This window comes from Roseivivax sp. CAU 1761 (assembly GCF_054482755.1).
This window is the reverse complement of record NZ_JBTLRM010000022.1, coordinates 45,076-59,914: the sequence shown is the minus strand read 5'-3', so window position 1 is coordinate 59,914 and position 14,839 is coordinate 45,076. Positions and strand designations below refer to the sequence as shown.

The window sequence follows — 14,839 nt, the reverse complement described above, 5'->3', positions numbered from 1 at the left end:
GGCGGCAGGGCGCCGCCACGCGGCCCGGCCCGCGCCGCAGGCGGGCGCGCAGCCGGCGCTGGCGCGCGCCGGCGGCGCTGCTAGAGTGAGCGCAGAGGGGGGCGTTCCATGCATCCGATCCGATTCCTGCCGCTGCTCCTGCTGGCGGCCTGCGCGACGCCGGTGGAGCGCTGCGTGACCCAGGCCACCGAGGGCCTGCGGGCGGCCGAGGCCGAGCTCAGGACGCTCGAGGCGACCCTGGCGCGCGGCTACGCGGTCGAGGAGCGGGTGCGCTCCCACCCGGTCTTCACCACCTGCGGCTTCGGGCCGGAACGGCGCCCCTGCGTCGCCGAACGGGTGGTGCGGGTGCCGCGCAAAGTGCCGGTGAACCTCGTCGAGGTGCGGCGGCGCGCCGACGAGCTGCGCGCCCGCCTGCCCGAGCTCCAGCGCTCGGCCGATGCCGGGGCCGGGCAGTGCCGGGCCGCCTATGCCGCCGCCGAGGCGCGGCCATGAGCGGCGCTTGACAGGGCACCGGGCCGTGCTTTTATCGGCATCGGTGCGGGGCCGTAGCTCAGATGGGAGAGCGCGTCGTTCGCAATGACGAGGTCAGGGGTTCGATCCCCCTCGGCTCCACCAATCCGGCAAAGCTCAGATCCCGCTGCCGCACGCATGCCGGCGGACATGTTGCGCGGCGCGCAGGTCGGGCGGGGTGCCGGCTGTGTCGATGTGGCGGAGATTTGGTGGAGCCTAGGGGGATCGAACCCCTGACCTCCTGCATGCCATGCAGGCGCTCTCCCAGCTGAGCTAAGGCCCCGTCGCGGCGGCGTCGCCGTCGTCGTGTGAGGCGTCACCTATTGAAAGCCGCGCACCGGTTCAAGAGGAAAATTCCGGAGCGCGGCGGGTTTTTTGACGATCAGTCCTCGTCGTCCTCGGAGACGTCCGCGATGTCGTCGAGCGACACGTTGTCGTTGTCCTCGTCGTCGTCGTCGAGAACGTCGTCGTCGTCGAGTTCGACATCGACGTCATCATCCTCGATCACGGACTCGTCGTGATCCTTCTCGCGGGCCTTGCTGGCCTTGCGCGGGGCACCGTCGGCGGCGTCGGCGGCGATCATGCTGCGTTTGCCGGTCTCGACCTCGACGACCTCGCCGGTATAGGGCGACACGACGGGGTTACGGTTCAGGTCGTAGAACCGCTTGCCGGTGGTCGGGCAGAGACGCTTGACGCCCCATTCTTCCTTGGGCATGGGGGCCTCCTTTCGAAACGCTTGTCATCTTGCGAAGTATCGCGGCCCCCTGCCATAACCGGCCGAAGCCGTCAACGCCCTTCGCGCGCCGCGCCGCCGAGCGCGCAGGGGGCGCCCCGTGCAAGGAGGACTGCATGGCCCGCATCGCGCTCGAAGGCGTGCCGCCGATCGCCGTGACGCTGCGCCGCTCGGCGCGGGCGCGGCGGATCAGCCTGCGGCTCTCGGGCATCGACGGCGCGGTGACGCTGACCCTGCCGCAGCGGGTGCCCGAGGCCGAGGGGCTGGCCTTCCTGCGCGCCAAGGAGGGCTGGCTGCGCCGCCACCTGGCCGAGCAGGCGGCGCCGGCGGTGCCGGGCTACGGCACGATGCTCCCGGTCGAGGGCGTGCCGCACGAGATCCGCCCCGGCCCGGGCCGCGCGGTGACCCGCGCTCCGGGCGAGCTGCGCGTGCCGGGACCGGAGGAGCGGGTGGCGGCGCGGCTCGCGGGCTATCTGAAGGCGGCGGCGCGGAGCCGGCTGGCCGAGGCCTCTGACCGCTACGCGGCGCGGCTCGGCCGCGGCTACACGCGGCTGACGCTGCGCGACACCCGGTCGCGCTGGGGCTCCTGCACCGCCGAGGGCGCGCTGATGTATTCCTGGCGGCTGATTCTCGCCCCGCCCGAGATTCTCGACTACGTCGCGGCGCACGAGGTCGCGCATCTGGCGGAGATGAATCACGGCCCCCGCTTCTGGGCCACGGTGACCCGCATCCACGGCCCCTGGCAGGCGCCGCGGGCCTGGCTGCGCCGCCACGGCGGCGAGCTGCACCGGCACCGCTTCGGAGATTGACGCCGCCCGGGCGGCGTGATCACAGTCCGCGCCATGTTGTCCTCGTCGCGTTCCTCGCCGATCTTCGGACCGCGGGCCGCCGATCCGGCGCCCTCGGCGCATGACCGCGTCTATCGCGGCCTGCGCTCGCGCATCATGTTCGGCGAGATCGCGCCCGGCGCGGCGCTGACGCTGCGCGGCATCGGCCGCGATTTCGACGTCTCGATGACGCCGGCGCGCGAGGCGGTGCAGCGCCTGGTCGCGGAGGGCGCGCTGGCGATGTCGGCCTCCGGCCGGGTGGCGACGCCGGAGCTGTCGAACGAGCGCATCGAGGAGCTGGCGGCGCTGCGCTCGCTGCTCGAGGTGGAGCTGGCCAGCCGGGCGCTGCCGCGCGCCCATCTGGCGCTCATCGACCGCATGCAGGCGATCAATTCCGGCATCTCCGAGGCGGTGTCGAACCGCGACCCGGTGGGTTATATCCGCGGCAATCTGGAATTCCACCGCACGCTCTACCTGCGCGCCCAGGCGCCGGCGATGCTCGCCATGGCCGAGACGGTGTGGCTGCAGCTCGGCCCGACGATGCACGCGCTCTATGCCCGCACGCGGCGCTCCGAGGCGCCGCATTACCACCGGCTGATGATCGCCGCGCTGAAGGCCGGGGACGAGCCGGGGCTGCGGCTGGCGGTGCGCTCGGACGTCACCCAGGGGCTGCGGATGCTGCTCGGCTGACCCGGGAGCGGGCCCCGGGGGAGGGCTCAGCCGAGCCCCTTGGAGCCCATCTTGAGGAACTTGTCGCGGCGGTCGCGCACCAGATCGGCGCGGGCGCGGCCCTGCAGCTCGCCCAGCATCGCGCCGATCGCCTCGCCGACCGCGGAGATCGCCGCCTCGGCGCTGCGGTGGGCGCCGCCCAGCGGTTCGCGGATGATGCGGTCGATGACGCCCAGCCGGTGCAGGTCCTGCGCCGTCAGCCGCAGCGCCTCGGCGGCCTCGCGCATCTTCTCGCTGTCCTTCCACAGGATCGAGGCGCAGCCCTCGGGCGAGATCACCGAATAGACCGAATGCTCGAGCATCGCCACGCGGTTGGCGGTGGCAAAGGCCACGGCGCCGCCGGATCCGCCCTCGCCGATCACCACCGAGACCAGCGGCACGCCGATCTGCAGGCATTTCTCGGTCGAGCGGGCGATGGCCTCGGACTGGCCGCGCTCCTCGGCGCCCTTGCCGGGATAGGCGCCCGGCGTGTCGACGAGGGTCACCACCGGCAGACGGAACCGGTCGGCGAGGTCCATCAGGCGGATCGCCTTGCGGTAGCCCTCGGGGCGGGCCATGCCGAAATTGTGCGCCAGCCGCGACTGCGTGTCGTGGCCCTTCTCGTGGCCGATCACCACCACCGGGCGCCCGTCGAAGCGGGCCAGCCCGCCCAGCACCGCGGCGTCGTCGGCAAAGCCGCGATCGCCGGCCAGCGGGGTGTAGTCGGTGAACAGCTTGCGCAGGTAATCCTTGCAATGCGGCCGGTCCGGGTGGCGCGCCACCTGGCATTTCCGCCAGGGCGTGAGCTTGCCGTAGAGGTCGCCCAGCATCGCCGCCGCCTTGCGGTCGAGGGCCGCGGCCTCCTCGGCCACATCGACCTCCTCGCTGGCGGAGGCCATGGCGCGAAGTTCCTCGGCCTTGCCTTCGATCTCGGCAAGCGGTTTCTCGAAATCGAGGTAATGCATCGGCGCTCGGTCTCCCGGTTGACGGTGCGGATATGGCGCGCGGCGCTTCTGGATGCAACCGGGCTGGCGCCGGGCGCGGCGCGGCCGCGGATCAGGACAGCAGCACCGGCAGCAGCGACAGCACCAGCAGCGCCGCCATGGCGCGGTTGAACAGGCGCAGCCGCCGCCGGTCGGCCAGGAGCCGCGCCAGCCCGGTGCCGAGCATGGTCCAGCCGCTGGTCGAGAACAGCGAGCAGGCGACGTAGATGCCGGCGATCCAGGCCACTGCCTTGGCCTCGCGGCCCGGCGCGTAGAGCGCCACCGCCGCCAGCGCCATCGACCAGGCCTTGGGGTTGACCCACTGGAACGCCGCGGCCTCGGCGAATCGCAGCGGCCGCGGCCGGGCGGCGCCGGCGGTTTCGGCCTCGGCGGGCGGCGCCGCGGTGGCGATCTTCCAGGCCAGCCAGAGCATGTAGAGGAGCGACAGGCCGGTCAGCACCGCATAGGCCGGCGGCCAGAGATCGAAGAGCCGCGTCACGCCGAGCCCGACCGCCGCCATCATGGCCGGAAAGCCGAGCGCCACGCCGGCCATGTGGCCGAGGCTGCGGCGCAGGCCGAAATTCGCCCCCGAGGCCATCAGCATGAAGTTGTTGGGCCCGGGCGTCGCCACGGTGACGAAGGCGAAGGCGGTGAGCGCGGTCAGGGTCTCGGGGGTCATGGCGGCGGGCTTCTCTGTCGGGCTGGGGCGGGGGCCGGGCCGGGGGGCGCTCAGTCGCGCGGCGCGGCGGCGCGGCGCAGCCGGTCGTTGATCGCCACGCCGAGCCCGCGTTCGGGGATCGGCGACACCGCGATGGTGGCGGCGCCGGAGGCGTCGAGCGCGTGCAGATGCGCAAACAGCGCCGCCGCCGCCTCGTGCAGGTCGCCTGCCGCCGACAGGTTCAGGTCGCAGGCGACCCGCCCGAAGCCCAGCCGCGCCTCGCCGGGGCGGAAGTCGCGGGCGTCGAGCCGCAGCGCCGCGCGCGGCGCGTAATGCGACGCGGTCTGGCCCGGCGCCGAGATCGCCGCCGCCTCGGCCCGGCGTGCCAGCGGCCGGCCCAGCGCGGCCTCCAGCGCCTCGCCCGGCAGGCCGCCGGGGCGCAGCAGGGTGGGGGTGCCGGCGAGGCCCACGATGGTCGATTCGAGCCCGACCTCGGCGGCGCCGCCATCGACCACCGCGGCGATGCGCCCGTCGAGGCCCGGCAGGACATGCGCGGCGCGGGTCGGGCTGATGCGGCCCGAGCGGTTCGCCGAGGGCGCCGCCACCGGACGCCCGAAGGCGCCGAGCAGCGCCTGCGCCACCGGATGCGCCGGCATCCGCACCGCCAGCGTGTCGAGCCCCGCGGTCACCAGCTTGGAGACCGGGGCCCGATCGCGCAGCGGCAGCACCAGGGTGAGCGGCCCCGGCCAGAAGGCCCCCGCCAGCGCCTCGGCGTCGTCGGTCCAGTGCACCAGCGCCTCGGTCGCGGCGCGGTCGGGGACGTGCACGATCAGCGGATTGAAGGCGGGCCGCTCCTTGGCGGCGAAGATCGCCGCCACCGCGCGGTCCGAGGCGGCATCCGCGCCAAGGCCGTAGACCGTCTCGGTCGGGAAGGCGACCAGCCGTCCGGCGGCCCAGAGCGCGGCCGCCCGGGCATATCCCGCGGCATCGGCGGCGAGGCGTTCGGTTGTCTGGCTCTCGGTCATGGCGGCGGTCCTGGCGGTGCAGGGCTGACTAACCCCGCGCGGCCCGCGCCGGCAAGCCCCGGCGGGCCGCGCGGGGTCGGTGGGGGTGCCGCGGGCCGGGCGGGGTCGGGGCGCCGCAGCGGGCCGGGCGGCCCGGCCCGACGAGGGCACTGTGGCGGGCCGCACGCGGCCGGGCCGCGTTTCCGCCGGCCGATCCGAAGGGCCTGCGGCGCCGCGTCGTCTCGTGACGCCGCGTTCAGGTTGCTATGACCCCGTCCGCCGATACACCGTGGCCGCATCCGGCGCCCGCGATCCCTTCGGAGGAGGATTCATGACCTACCGTGCCCCGCTCGCCGATTACCGCTTCCTGTTCGACCATGTCGTGGGCTTCGACCGACTGGCCGGGGAGGACCGGTTCTCGGATGCCACGCCCGACACGGTCGAGGCGATCCTCAACGAAGCCGGCAAGCTTTGCGAGGAGGTGATCGCGCCGACCCGCCGCAACGGCGACCTGCACCCGGCGCGGATCGAGAACGGCGTGACCCGCGCCTCGCCGGGCTTCGACGCCGCCTATGCGGCGATCGCCGCGGGCGGCTGGGTGGCGATCTCGGCCGATCCCGAACATGGCGGCATGGGCCTGCCGATCGCGCTCGCCACCGCGGTCAACGACATGCTCTCGGCGGCCAACCTGTCGCTGCAGCTCAACCCGCTGCTCAGCCAGGGCCAGATCGAGGCGCTGGAGCACCACGCCTCGGACGAGATCAAGGCGCTCTACCTGCCCAAGCTGATCTCGGGCGAATGGACCGGCACGATGAACCTGACCGAGCCGCAGGCCGGCTCCGATGTCGGCGCGCTGCGCACCCGGGCGGAGCCCAACGGCGACGGCAGCTACGCCATCTCGGGCCAGAAGATCTACATCAGCTGGGGCGATCACGACCTGACGCCGAACATCTGCCACCTCGTCCTGGCCCGGCTGCCGGACGCGGTGCCGGGCACCAAGGGGATCAGCCTCTTCATGGTGCCGAAATACCTGCCCGACGATGCCGGCAATCCGGGGCCCGCGAACAACGTGCGCACGGTCAGCCTCGAGGAAAAGCTGGGCCTGCACGGCTCGCCCACCGCGGTGCTGGAATATGATGGCGCCAAGGGCTGGCTGGTCGGGCCGGAGAACGGCGGCATGAAGGCGATGTTCACGATGATGAACAACGCCCGGCTCGGCGTCGGCGCGCAGGGCATCGGGGTCGCCGAGGGGGCCTACCAGCACGCCCTGGCCTTCGCCATGGAGCGCCGGCAGGGGCAATCGCCGCTGGGCGAGACCGGCACCGGGGCGATCGTCGATCATGCCGATGTGCGGCGCATGCTGGCCACCATGAAGGCCGAGATCTTCACCGCCCGCGCCATCGCGCTGGCCTGCGCCGTGGCGCTCGACATGGGGCGCGCCACCGGCGGCGCCGAATGGCAGGCCCGCGCCGCGCTGCTGACGCCGATCGCCAAGAGCTTCGGCACCGAGACCGGCACCCGGGTCGCCGATCTCGGCATCCAGGTGCATGGCGGCATGGGCTATGTCGAGGAGACCGGCGCGGCGCAGTTCCTGCGCGATGTCCGGGTCACCGAGATCTACGAGGGCACCAACGGCATCCAGGCGATGGATCTGGTGGCGCGCAAGATGGCCGATGGCGGCGAGGCGGCCTTTGCGCTGCTCGACGAGATCGAGGCCGCCGCCGAGGCGGCGCGCGATACCCTGCCCGAGCTGGCGCTGCCGGTCTGGCAGGCCGCCGAGACGCTGCGCGAGACGGTGGAATGGCTGGTCGCGGAGGGCGATCTGAATGCCCGCTTCGCCGGCTCCGCGCCGTTCCTGAAGGGCTTCGCCCGGGTGCTGGGCGGGCATTACCACTTGGCCGCGGCGAGGGTCGACCCGGCGGGCGCGCGGGCCCGGCTGGCGCGGTTCTACATCACCCGGCTGCTGCCCGAACATGGCGGGCTGCTGGCCCAGGCGCGGGCCGGCAAGGACGATCTCTACGCCATCACCGCCGACGACCTCGCCGCGTGAGGCGGCGGGGTTGCGCCGCGCCCGGCTTGCCGCGCCCCCCGCGGCCGTGACAGAACCCTGGCGATGAGCGCAGAGGAGACCGCGATGGACGGAGCGAGCGAGGGCATCCGCTACCCGTGGGACACGCCCCCCGAGGAGGGCGCGGCGACCGAGGTGGCGCCGGGCGTGCTGTGGATGCGGCTGCCGCTGCCGATGAAGCTCGACCACGTCAACGTCTACGCGCTCGACGACGGCGACGGCTGGACGCTGGTCGATACCGGCTTCCGCTCGAAGCGTTCGACGGCGCTCTGGGACAGGCTGCTGGCCGGGCCGCTCGCCGGGCGCCCGGTGCGCCGGGTGGTGGTCACCCATCACCATCCCGACCATGTCGGCATGGCCGGCTGGTTCCAGAAGCAGCACGGCGCCGAGCTTGTGGCCACCCGCACCGCCTGGCTCTTCGCGCGGATGCTGACCCTCGACGAGCACGACCAGCCGACGCCCGAGACCCGGACCTACTGGACGCGCTGCGGCATGGCGCCGGAGATCTTCGCCCAGCGCCTGGCCGAGCGGCCGTTCAACTTCGCCGACGTGGTGCATCCGATGCCGCTGGGCTTCACCCGCATCCGCGAGGGCGGCACCCTGCGCGCCGGCGGCCGCGACTGGGACGTGCGCATCGGCAACGGCCACGCCCCGGAACACGCCACGCTCTGGTCGCGCGACGACGCGCTGGTGCTGGCCGGCGACCAGATGCTGCCCTCGATCAGCTCCAATATCGGCGTCTACGCCACCGAGCCCGAGGCCGACCCGGTGGCCGACTGGCTGGAGGCCTGCGAGCGCCTCGCCACCCATGCCACGCCGGACCAGCTGGTCCTGGGCGGGCACAAGCTGCCCTTCACCGGGCTGCCGACGCGGATGCGCCAGCTGATCGACAACCACCACGGCGCGCTGCGCCGCCTGCATGCGCATCTCGACACACCGAAGGCTGCCGGCGAATGCTTCGCGCCGCTCTTCATGCGCCAGATCGGGCCGGCCGAATACGGCCTGGCGCTGGTCGAGGCGATGGCCCATTGCCTGCATCTGTGGCACGAGGGCCGGGCCGAGCGGCACTTGCGCGAGGACGGCGCCTGGGCGTTCCGGGCGCTCTGAGGGCCGCACCGGCAGCCGGCCTGCGGCACCGCGCCCTGCGGCGGAATGCGCCCTCCCGGCGTCGTGACAGGGCGGGGCAAATGCGCTACTCCACGTTTCGAAACGCGACTTAACCGGGATCCGGATCATGGCAGACCACGCAGAGCACAAGCACGGCGAGATGGACATCACCGAGCAGGAGAAGACCTTCGACGGCTTCGTGACCTTCACCATCCGCACCGTGGTGGTGATCATCGTGGGCGTGATCCTGCTGGCGATGTTCAACGCCTGATCCGGTCCCGGGGCCCGCGCCGTGACCGACCGCGCGCCGTCGCGCCGCGCCGCCCTGGCCCTGCTGTTCGGCGGGGCGGCGGCGCTGGCGGGCTGTGCGCCGCCGAACGCCGGCCCCGATTCGTCGCCCGAGGAGGTCGCCCGCGCCGCCTATCGCCATGACGGCCCGCCGGCCCTGACCCTCTTCACGATGGTCTCCAACCGCACCGGCGGCGGGGCGCATTCCTCGATCATGATCAACGGCTCGCAGCGGGTGATCTTCGACCCGGCCGGGTCGGTCAGCCATGCCCGGCTGGTGGAGCGCGGCGACGTGCTCTACGGCATCACCCCGGAATTCGAGGATTTCTACGAACGCGCCCATGCGCGCGAGACCTACCATGTGCGCATCCAGCGCGTGGAGGTGCCGGCCGCGGTCGCCGAGCAGGCGCTGCGCCTGGCCCGCGCCAACGGCACGGTGGGCCAGGCCTTCTGCGCGCAGGCGACGTCGGGGCTGCTGCGCCGCCTGCCGGGCTTCGAGAGCATCCGCCCGACCTTCTTCCCGATGGCCCTGGCCGACCAGCTCGCGGGCTTTCCCGGGGTCGCCGAACGGCGGGTCTACGACAATGACGGCGACGACAAGCGCACCGCCATCGAGGCCTTCGTGAGCGCCCGCGACGCCGCTCAGCCGCCGAGATAGAGGCCGAGCGCCAGCGTGCCCGCGCCGGCCGCCATCGCCGCCAGCACGTTCTTCGTCCAGTAGGCCACCGCCAGCGCCGCCCCGGCCGCGGCGAGCCGCGCCGCGTCGGGCTCGCCGCCGGTGGCGCGCGGCCAGAGCACCAGCGGCGCCACCAGCGCCGGCAGCAGCGCCACCGCGGTGTAGCGCAGGTGCCGCATCAGCCAGGGCGGCAGCGGGCGGTCGCCGATCAGGCCCAGGAACACGAAGCGCAGGGCAAAGCTGCCGGCCCCGAGCGCCGCGATCACCAGCCAGAGGGTGGAGGTGTCGATCTCGCTCATGCCGCCGATTCCTGTCGCCGCTCGGCCGCGGCCTCGGCCCGCGCGCCGGCGATCATCCCGGCGATGCCGCCGGTCATCAGGCCGAGGTTGTAGGGCAGCCAGGCGAAGGCCAGCGCGGTGACCGTGGCGACCAGAGCCGCGACCACGTGGGCGCGGGTCCGCAGCATCGGCCCGATCATCGCCAGGAAGGCCACCGGCAGCGCGAAATCCAGCCCGAACTCGGTGGGAATGGCGCCGCCGGCCAGCGCCCCGATCACCGTCGCGACGTACCAGAACGGGCAGATCGGCGTCGTCACCCCGAGGAAGTAGACGAATTTCTCGCGCAGGGTCATGGCGCGGCGTTCGTATTCCAGACTGACCAGGGCGTAGGTCTGGTCGACCAGGAAATACGACACCAGCGCCCGCTGCCAGAGCGGCAGCTCGCCCAGATGCGGGGTGACCGAGGCGGAATACATCGCCATGCGCAGGTTGATCGCCAGCGCCGAGGCCAGCACCACGAAGACCGGGGCCTGGTCGCTCATCAGCTGCAGCGCGGTGAATTGCGCGGCGCCCGCGATCACCGCGACCGAGAAGGCCAGCGCCTCGAACACGGTCAGGCCGGCCTCGGTCGCCACGACGCCGAACAGCATGCCGAAGGGCAGGATCACCGCGAGGAAGGGCAGGCCGTCCCGCACCCCCCGCCAGTAGGTCGCCTTTACACCGCCCTCTGCCATCTTTACCCCGTTTCGCGTACCTGATCGGGCCTTACGCCCGCGCCCCGGGAGATGCAATTGTCGCAGGACCGCCCAGAGGACAGCCCCTATGTCATCGCCCCGGATCCGGCGGCGCCGCGGCTGACGCGCGCCGTCACCGGCATCGACCAGACCGGCGCCGAGACCGAGATCCGGGTGGTCGAGGAACGGCCGCTGACGATCTACCTCAACTCCCAGGAGATCGTCACCGCGATGACGATCGGCGACTACCCGGATTACCTGGCGGTGGGCTTCCTGCGCAACCAGGGCATGCTGCGCGACGGCGAGGAGATCACCGGCATCTCCTACGACGAGGAGGTGGAGACGGTGGTGGTGCGCACCGCCTCGGCCACCACCTACGAGGAGAAGGTGAAGAAGAAGACCCGGACCTCGGGCTGCGCCGTGGGCACCGTGTTCGGCGACATGATGGAGGGGCTCGAGGGCCTGACCCTGCCGCCGGCCGAGATCCGCACCTCCTGGCTCTACGCGCTGGCGCGGCGGATCAACACCACGCCGTCGCTCTATCTCGAGGCCGGGGCGATCCACGGCACGGTGCTGTGCCGCGCCGACCGGCCGCTGGTCTACATGGAGGATGTCGGGCGCCACAACGCGGTCGACAAGATCGCCGGCTGGATGCTGCTCGAGGGCGAGGGGCCCGAGGACAAGATCCTCTACACCACCGGGCGGCTGACCTCGGAGATGGTGATCAAGACGGCGCTGATGGGCATCCCGGCGCTGGTCTCGCGCTCGGGTTTCACCGCCTGGGGGGTGGAGATCGCCCGCCAGGTCGGGCTGACGCTGATCGGCCGGATGCGCGGCCAGCGCTTCGTCTGCCTGGCCGGCGAGGAGCGGCTGGTGCGCGACACCGACCCGGCCAGCGTGCCCGAGGAAAGCCGCCGCGCCGGCCGCAAGGGGGCGGAGGCATGAGCGCGCCGGCGGCCCTGTGCCGGCCCCGCCCTGCCGGGGCCGCGCGGCGATGACGGCGCCGCTCGGGGTGATCCTCGCGGGCGGGCGCGCCATGCGGATGGGCGGCGGCGACAAGGGCCGCCTGATGCTCGGCGGCGAGAGCCTGCTCGACCGGGTGATCGGGCGCATCTCGCCGCAGGTCGCCGACCTCGCGCTCAACGCCAATGACGACCCCGCGCGCTTCGCCGATCTCGGCCTGCCGGTGCTGGCCGACAGCGTCTCCGACCGGCCCGGCCCGCTGGCCGGGGTGCTGGCCGGGCTCGACTGGGCGGCGGGGCAGGGCGCCCGGACCATCGTCACGGTGGCCGCCGACACGCCGTTCTTTCCCTGCGACCTGGTGCCCCGGCTGCTTCTCGCCGCCGAGGGCATGGATTATCCGCTGGCGCTCGCCGCCACGCCCGACCCCGCGCACGGCCGGGTGCGGCACCCGACCTTCGGGCTCTGGCCGGTGGCCTTGCGCCACGACCTGCGCCGGGCGCTGACCGAGGAGGGGCTGCGCAAGGTGGTGCTCTGGACCGATCGGCATGGCGGCCGCGAGGCGCTGTTTCCGGCCGAGCCCTTCGATCCGTTCTTCAACGTCAACACCCCCGAGGACCTCGCCGCCGCGGAGGCGCTGCTGTGAAGCTCTACGGCGTGACCGGCTGGAAGAATTCCGGCAAGACCGGCCTGATGGAGCGGCTAGTGGCGCATTTCACCGCCGAGGGGCTCGCCGTCAGCACCGTGAAGCACGCCCATCACCGCGTCGACGTCGACCAGGAGGGCCGCGATTCCTTCCGTCACCGGCAGGCCGGCGCGCGCGAGGTGGTGCTCGCCTCCTCGGCCCGCATCGCCATCATGCAGGAGCTGCGCGGCGCGCCCGAGCCCCGGCTCGAGGAGCTGCTGGCGCGGCTCTCGCCGGTCGATCTGGTGCTGGTCGAGGGCTACAAGCGCGACCGCCACCCGAAGATCGAGGCCCACCGCGCCGCCACCGGGCAGGCCCTGCTGGCCCCCGGCGATCCGACCATCCGCGCGGTGGCGAGCGATGCCGCGCCCCGCCTCGACCGGCCGGTCTTCGAGCTCGACGACACCGCCGCGATCGCGGCCTTCATCGCCCGCGAGCTGGGGCTGTGACCGGGTTCGACACCTTCGTCGCGGTCGACTGGTCGGCCCGCGCCACGCTGTCGCCGGCGCGGCCCTCGGCCGATGCGATCTGGATCGCGGTGCGGCGCCCGGGGGCGGCGGGCGAGGCCCGGGAGGAGCTGCATTACCTGCGCGGCCGGTCCGCGGCGGAAACCCACCTGGCGGCGCTTTTCGAGGCCGAGCTTGCGGCCGACCGCCGGGTGCTCGCGGCCTTCGACTTTCCCTTCGGCTATCCAAGGGGCTTTGCCCGGGCGGTGACCGGGCGGGCCGATCCGCTGGCGCTCTGGGCCTGGCTGGCGGAGCGGATGACGGACGGCGCCGACAACGCCAATAACCGCTTCGAGGTGGCGAGGGCGCTGAACCGCGCGACCCCCGGGGCGGGGCCGTTCTGGGGCTGCCCGGCCGCCGAGGCGGGGGCCGACCTTTCCGCCACCCGCCCCGACTGGGCCGCCGTGGCCTTCCCCGAGCGCCGCGCGGTAGAGACCGCCCTGCCGCGGGCGCAGCCGGTCTGGAAACTCTACACCGCCGGGTCGGTGGGCAGCCAGGCGCTGCTCGGCCTGCCGGTGCTGCACCGTCTGCGCCACCGCTTCGCGCCGCGGCTGGCGGTCGCGCCCTTCGAGGACGCCGCATGGGCCGGCATCGTGCTGGCCGAGGCCTGGCCGTCGCTCTTGGCGGACGAGGTGGCCGCGGCCCAGGCCCCGGACGAGATCCGGGACCGCGCCCAGGTCCGGGTGCTGGCCCGGGCGCTGGCCGGGCTCGCCCCGGCGGCGCTCGCGGCGATGCTGGCCGAGGGCGATGCCGAGGAGGGCGGCATCCTCGGCGCCGGCCATGTCGCCACGCTGCGCGCCGCGCTCGCCGCCGCCGCGGCGCCGCCCGCGCCGCCGCCCCTGCGCGACGATTGCTTCGCGCTGCCGCCGGGCGTCGACTGGACGCCGGTCGACGAGGCCCTGGAGCGGCTGCGCGCGAACCTGCACCCGGTGGTCGCCGCGACCGAGGTGGCGCTGGGCGAGGCCGATGGCCGCATCCTGGCGCGCGACCTGGCGGCCGGCCGGTCGAACCCGCCCGCCGCCAACACCGCCGTCGACGGCTACGGCTTCGCCGCCGCGGGCATCGGGGCGGGGCCGCAGCGCCTGCCGCTGCTCGCCGGCCGCGCCGCCGCCGGCGCGCCCTTTGCCGGCACGGTGCCGCCGGGCCACGCGCTCAGGGTACTGACCGGGGCGGCGCTGCCCGCCGGCGTCGACACCGTGGTGCTCGACGAGGATACCCGGACCGGCGGCGGCCAGGTGGCGTTCCGCGGCCCGGTGAAGCCGGGCGCGAATACCCGCCGCGCCGGCGAGGATTTCGCCGCCGGCGACGCGGTCCTGCCCGCCGGCCACTGCCTGCGGCCGCCCGACCTGGCGCTCGCCGCCGCGGCCGGGCATGGCCGCCTGCCGGTCTTCGAGCGGTTGCGCGTCGCGGTGATCTCCACCGGCGACGAGCTGACCGAGCCCGGGGCGCCGGTTGCGCCGGGCCAGATCGCCGATGCCAACCGGCCGATGCTGCTGGCGCTGGCGGCGCGCTGGGGCCATGCGGCCCTGGATCTCGGCCGGGTGCCCGACGACCGCGCCGCGCTGGCCCGCGCCTTCGACCGCGCCGCGGCCGAGGCCGGCGCGATCCTGACCTCGGGCGGCGCCTCGGCCGGCGACGAGGACCACGTCTCGGCGCTCCTGCGCGAGACCGGCAGCCTGCGCACCTGGCGCATCGCGGTGAAACCGGGGCGCCCGCTGGCGCTCGGCCTGTGGCGCGGCGTGCCGGTCTTCGGCCTGCCCGGCAACCCGGTGGCGGCCTTCGTCTGCGCGCTGGTCTTCGCGCGGCCGGCGCTGGCCCGGCTGGCCGGCGCCGGCTGGGCCGATCCGGTGGCGGTGACGGTGCCCGCGGCCTTCTCCAAGCGCAAGAAGGCCGGGCGGCGGGAATATCTGCGCGCCCGGCTGCGCGACGGCCGGGCCGAGATCTTCGCCTCCGAGGGCTCGGGGCGGATCTCCGGGCTGAGCTGGGCCGAGGGGCTGGTGGAGCTCGAGGACGGGGCACGCGACATCGCGGCGGGCGATCCGGTGCGCTTCCTGCCCTATGGCGGGTTCGGCCTCTAGGCTCCGGAAGTTCGCGGAGCGCCCGCAAACCGGGCG

17 protein-coding genes and 2 tRNA genes are annotated in these 14,839 nt (G+C 73.8%); 12 read left to right on the top strand and 7 right to left on the bottom strand.

Translation table 11 applies throughout. From position 1 onward, the window contains the following. Window positions 1-108 precede the first annotated feature (108 nt). Both ACXYMW_RS13785 and ACXYMW_RS13780 read left to right on the top strand, forming a co-directional pair. Window positions 109-492 carry a hypothetical protein gene (locus ACXYMW_RS13785; RefSeq protein WP_459035904.1) on the top strand — a complete coding sequence of 128 codons (384 nt, stop codon included), beginning with the start codon at window positions 109-111 and terminating at the stop codon, window positions 490-492. A 47-nt stretch (window positions 493-539) separates the two neighbouring features. Next, a tRNA-Ala gene (locus tag ACXYMW_RS13780) sits at window positions 540-615 on the top strand. A gap of 102 nt (window positions 616-717) precedes the next feature. Here ACXYMW_RS13780 and ACXYMW_RS13775 read toward each other — a convergent pair. Beyond that, a tRNA-Ala gene (locus ACXYMW_RS13775) sits at window positions 718-793 on the bottom strand. A gap of 99 nt (window positions 794-892) precedes the next feature. Further along, window positions 893-1,225: a TIGR02300 family protein gene (locus ACXYMW_RS13770; protein ID WP_459035903.1), complete on the bottom strand. Its 333-nt coding sequence runs from the start codon at window positions 1,223-1,225 to the stop codon at window positions 893-895. 134 nt (window positions 1,226-1,359) lie between these two features. Between ACXYMW_RS13770 and ACXYMW_RS13765 the strand changes: the two genes are divergently transcribed. Both ACXYMW_RS13765 and ACXYMW_RS13760 read left to right on the top strand, forming a co-directional pair. Continuing rightward, entirely contained in the window at window positions 1,360-2,052 is a 693-nt protein-coding gene (locus ACXYMW_RS13765) for a M48 family metallopeptidase (RefSeq protein WP_459035902.1), read from the top strand. Between the two features lie 33 nt (window positions 2,053-2,085). Then, window positions 2,086-2,760 carry a GntR family transcriptional regulator gene (locus tag ACXYMW_RS13760; RefSeq protein ID WP_459035905.1) on the top strand — a complete coding sequence of 225 codons (675 nt, stop codon included), beginning with the start codon at window positions 2,086-2,088 and terminating at the stop codon, window positions 2,758-2,760. Window positions 2,761-2,786: 26 nt separating this feature from the next. On the opposite strand, the gene ACXYMW_RS13755 is transcribed toward ACXYMW_RS13760, so the two are convergent. The 3 genes from ACXYMW_RS13755 to ACXYMW_RS13745 form a co-directional block, all read right to left on the bottom strand. Further along, window positions 2,787-3,743, bottom strand: a complete 957-nt coding sequence (locus tag ACXYMW_RS13755) for an acetyl-CoA carboxylase carboxyltransferase subunit alpha (protein WP_459035901.1) — start codon at window positions 3,741-3,743, stop codon at window positions 2,787-2,789. 91 nt (window positions 3,744-3,834) lie between these two features. Continuing rightward, window positions 3,835-4,440: a LysE family translocator gene (locus ACXYMW_RS13750; RefSeq protein WP_459035900.1), complete on the bottom strand. Its 606-nt coding sequence runs from the start codon at window positions 4,438-4,440 to the stop codon at window positions 3,835-3,837. A gap of 50 nt (window positions 4,441-4,490) precedes the next feature. Continuing rightward, the gene (locus tag ACXYMW_RS13745) at window positions 4,491-5,444 is read right to left on the bottom strand and encodes an L-threonylcarbamoyladenylate synthase (protein WP_459035899.1); all 954 of its coding nucleotides are present in this window, start codon (window positions 5,442-5,444) and stop codon (window positions 4,491-4,493) included. A gap of 310 nt (window positions 5,445-5,754) precedes the next feature. On the opposite strand from ACXYMW_RS13745, the gene ACXYMW_RS13740 reads away from it, so the two are divergent. The 4 genes from ACXYMW_RS13740 (at window position 5,755) to ACXYMW_RS13725 (ending at window position 9,544) form a co-directional block, all read left to right on the top strand. After that, window positions 5,755-7,473: an acyl-CoA dehydrogenase gene (locus ACXYMW_RS13740; protein ID WP_459035898.1), complete on the top strand. Its 1,719-nt coding sequence runs from the start codon at window positions 5,755-5,757 to the stop codon at window positions 7,471-7,473. 63 nt (window positions 7,474-7,536) lie between these two features. Continuing rightward, the gene (locus ACXYMW_RS13735) at window positions 7,537-8,598 is read left to right on the top strand and encodes an MBL fold metallo-hydrolase (protein ID WP_459035897.1); all 1,062 of its coding nucleotides are present in this window, start codon (window positions 7,537-7,539) and stop codon (window positions 8,596-8,598) included. Window positions 8,599-8,725: 127 nt separating this feature from the next. Further along, window positions 8,726-8,869 carry an aa3-type cytochrome c oxidase subunit IV gene (locus tag ACXYMW_RS13730; protein WP_459035896.1) on the top strand — a complete coding sequence of 48 codons (144 nt, stop codon included), beginning with the start codon at window positions 8,726-8,728 and terminating at the stop codon, window positions 8,867-8,869. Window positions 8,870-8,890: 21 nt separating this feature from the next. Beyond that, entirely contained in the window at window positions 8,891-9,544 is a 654-nt protein-coding gene (locus ACXYMW_RS13725; protein ID WP_459035895.1) for a hypothetical protein, read from the top strand. Here ACXYMW_RS13725 and ACXYMW_RS13720 read toward each other — a convergent pair. Both ACXYMW_RS13720 and ACXYMW_RS13715 read right to left on the bottom strand, forming a co-directional pair. After that, window positions 9,529-9,861 carry an AzlD domain-containing protein gene (locus ACXYMW_RS13720; RefSeq protein WP_459035894.1) on the bottom strand — a complete coding sequence of 111 codons (333 nt, stop codon included), beginning with the start codon at window positions 9,859-9,861 and terminating at the stop codon, window positions 9,529-9,531. The two genes, ACXYMW_RS13725 and ACXYMW_RS13720, sit on opposite strands and share 16 nt — an antisense overlap. Then, complete coding sequence (locus ACXYMW_RS13715; RefSeq protein ID WP_459035893.1) at window positions 9,858-10,574, bottom strand: AzlC family ABC transporter permease; 717 nt, start codon at window positions 10,572-10,574, stop codon at window positions 9,858-9,860. Before ACXYMW_RS13715 ends, ACXYMW_RS13720 begins: the two co-directional genes overlap by 4 nt. Window positions 10,575-10,625: 51 nt before the next feature. Between ACXYMW_RS13715 and ACXYMW_RS13710 the strand changes: the two genes are divergently transcribed. From ACXYMW_RS13710 to ACXYMW_RS13695, 4 genes are read left to right on the top strand one after another with little or no spacing between them, the layout of a single operon-like run. Next, entirely contained in the window at window positions 10,626-11,519 is an 894-nt protein-coding gene (locus ACXYMW_RS13710) for a formate dehydrogenase accessory sulfurtransferase FdhD (RefSeq protein WP_459035892.1), read from the top strand. Window positions 11,520-11,568: 49 nt separating this feature from the next. Further along, window positions 11,569-12,180 (top strand): molybdenum cofactor guanylyltransferase MobA, encoded by a 612-nt coding sequence (gene mobA, locus ACXYMW_RS13705; RefSeq protein ID WP_459035891.1) that lies wholly within the window; start codon window positions 11,569-11,571, stop codon window positions 12,178-12,180. Then, window positions 12,177-12,668, top strand: coding sequence for a molybdopterin-guanine dinucleotide biosynthesis protein B (gene mobB / locus ACXYMW_RS13700; protein WP_459035890.1), 492 nt, complete (start codon window positions 12,177-12,179; stop codon window positions 12,666-12,668). The genes mobA and mobB overlap by 4 nt, the downstream gene beginning before the upstream one ends. Then, window positions 12,665-14,803, top strand: a complete 2,139-nt coding sequence (locus ACXYMW_RS13695; RefSeq protein ID WP_459035889.1) for a molybdopterin-binding protein — start codon at window positions 12,665-12,667, stop codon at window positions 14,801-14,803. Before mobB ends, ACXYMW_RS13695 begins: the two co-directional genes overlap by 4 nt. The last annotated feature ends 36 nt before the right edge of the window (window positions 14,804-14,839 follow it).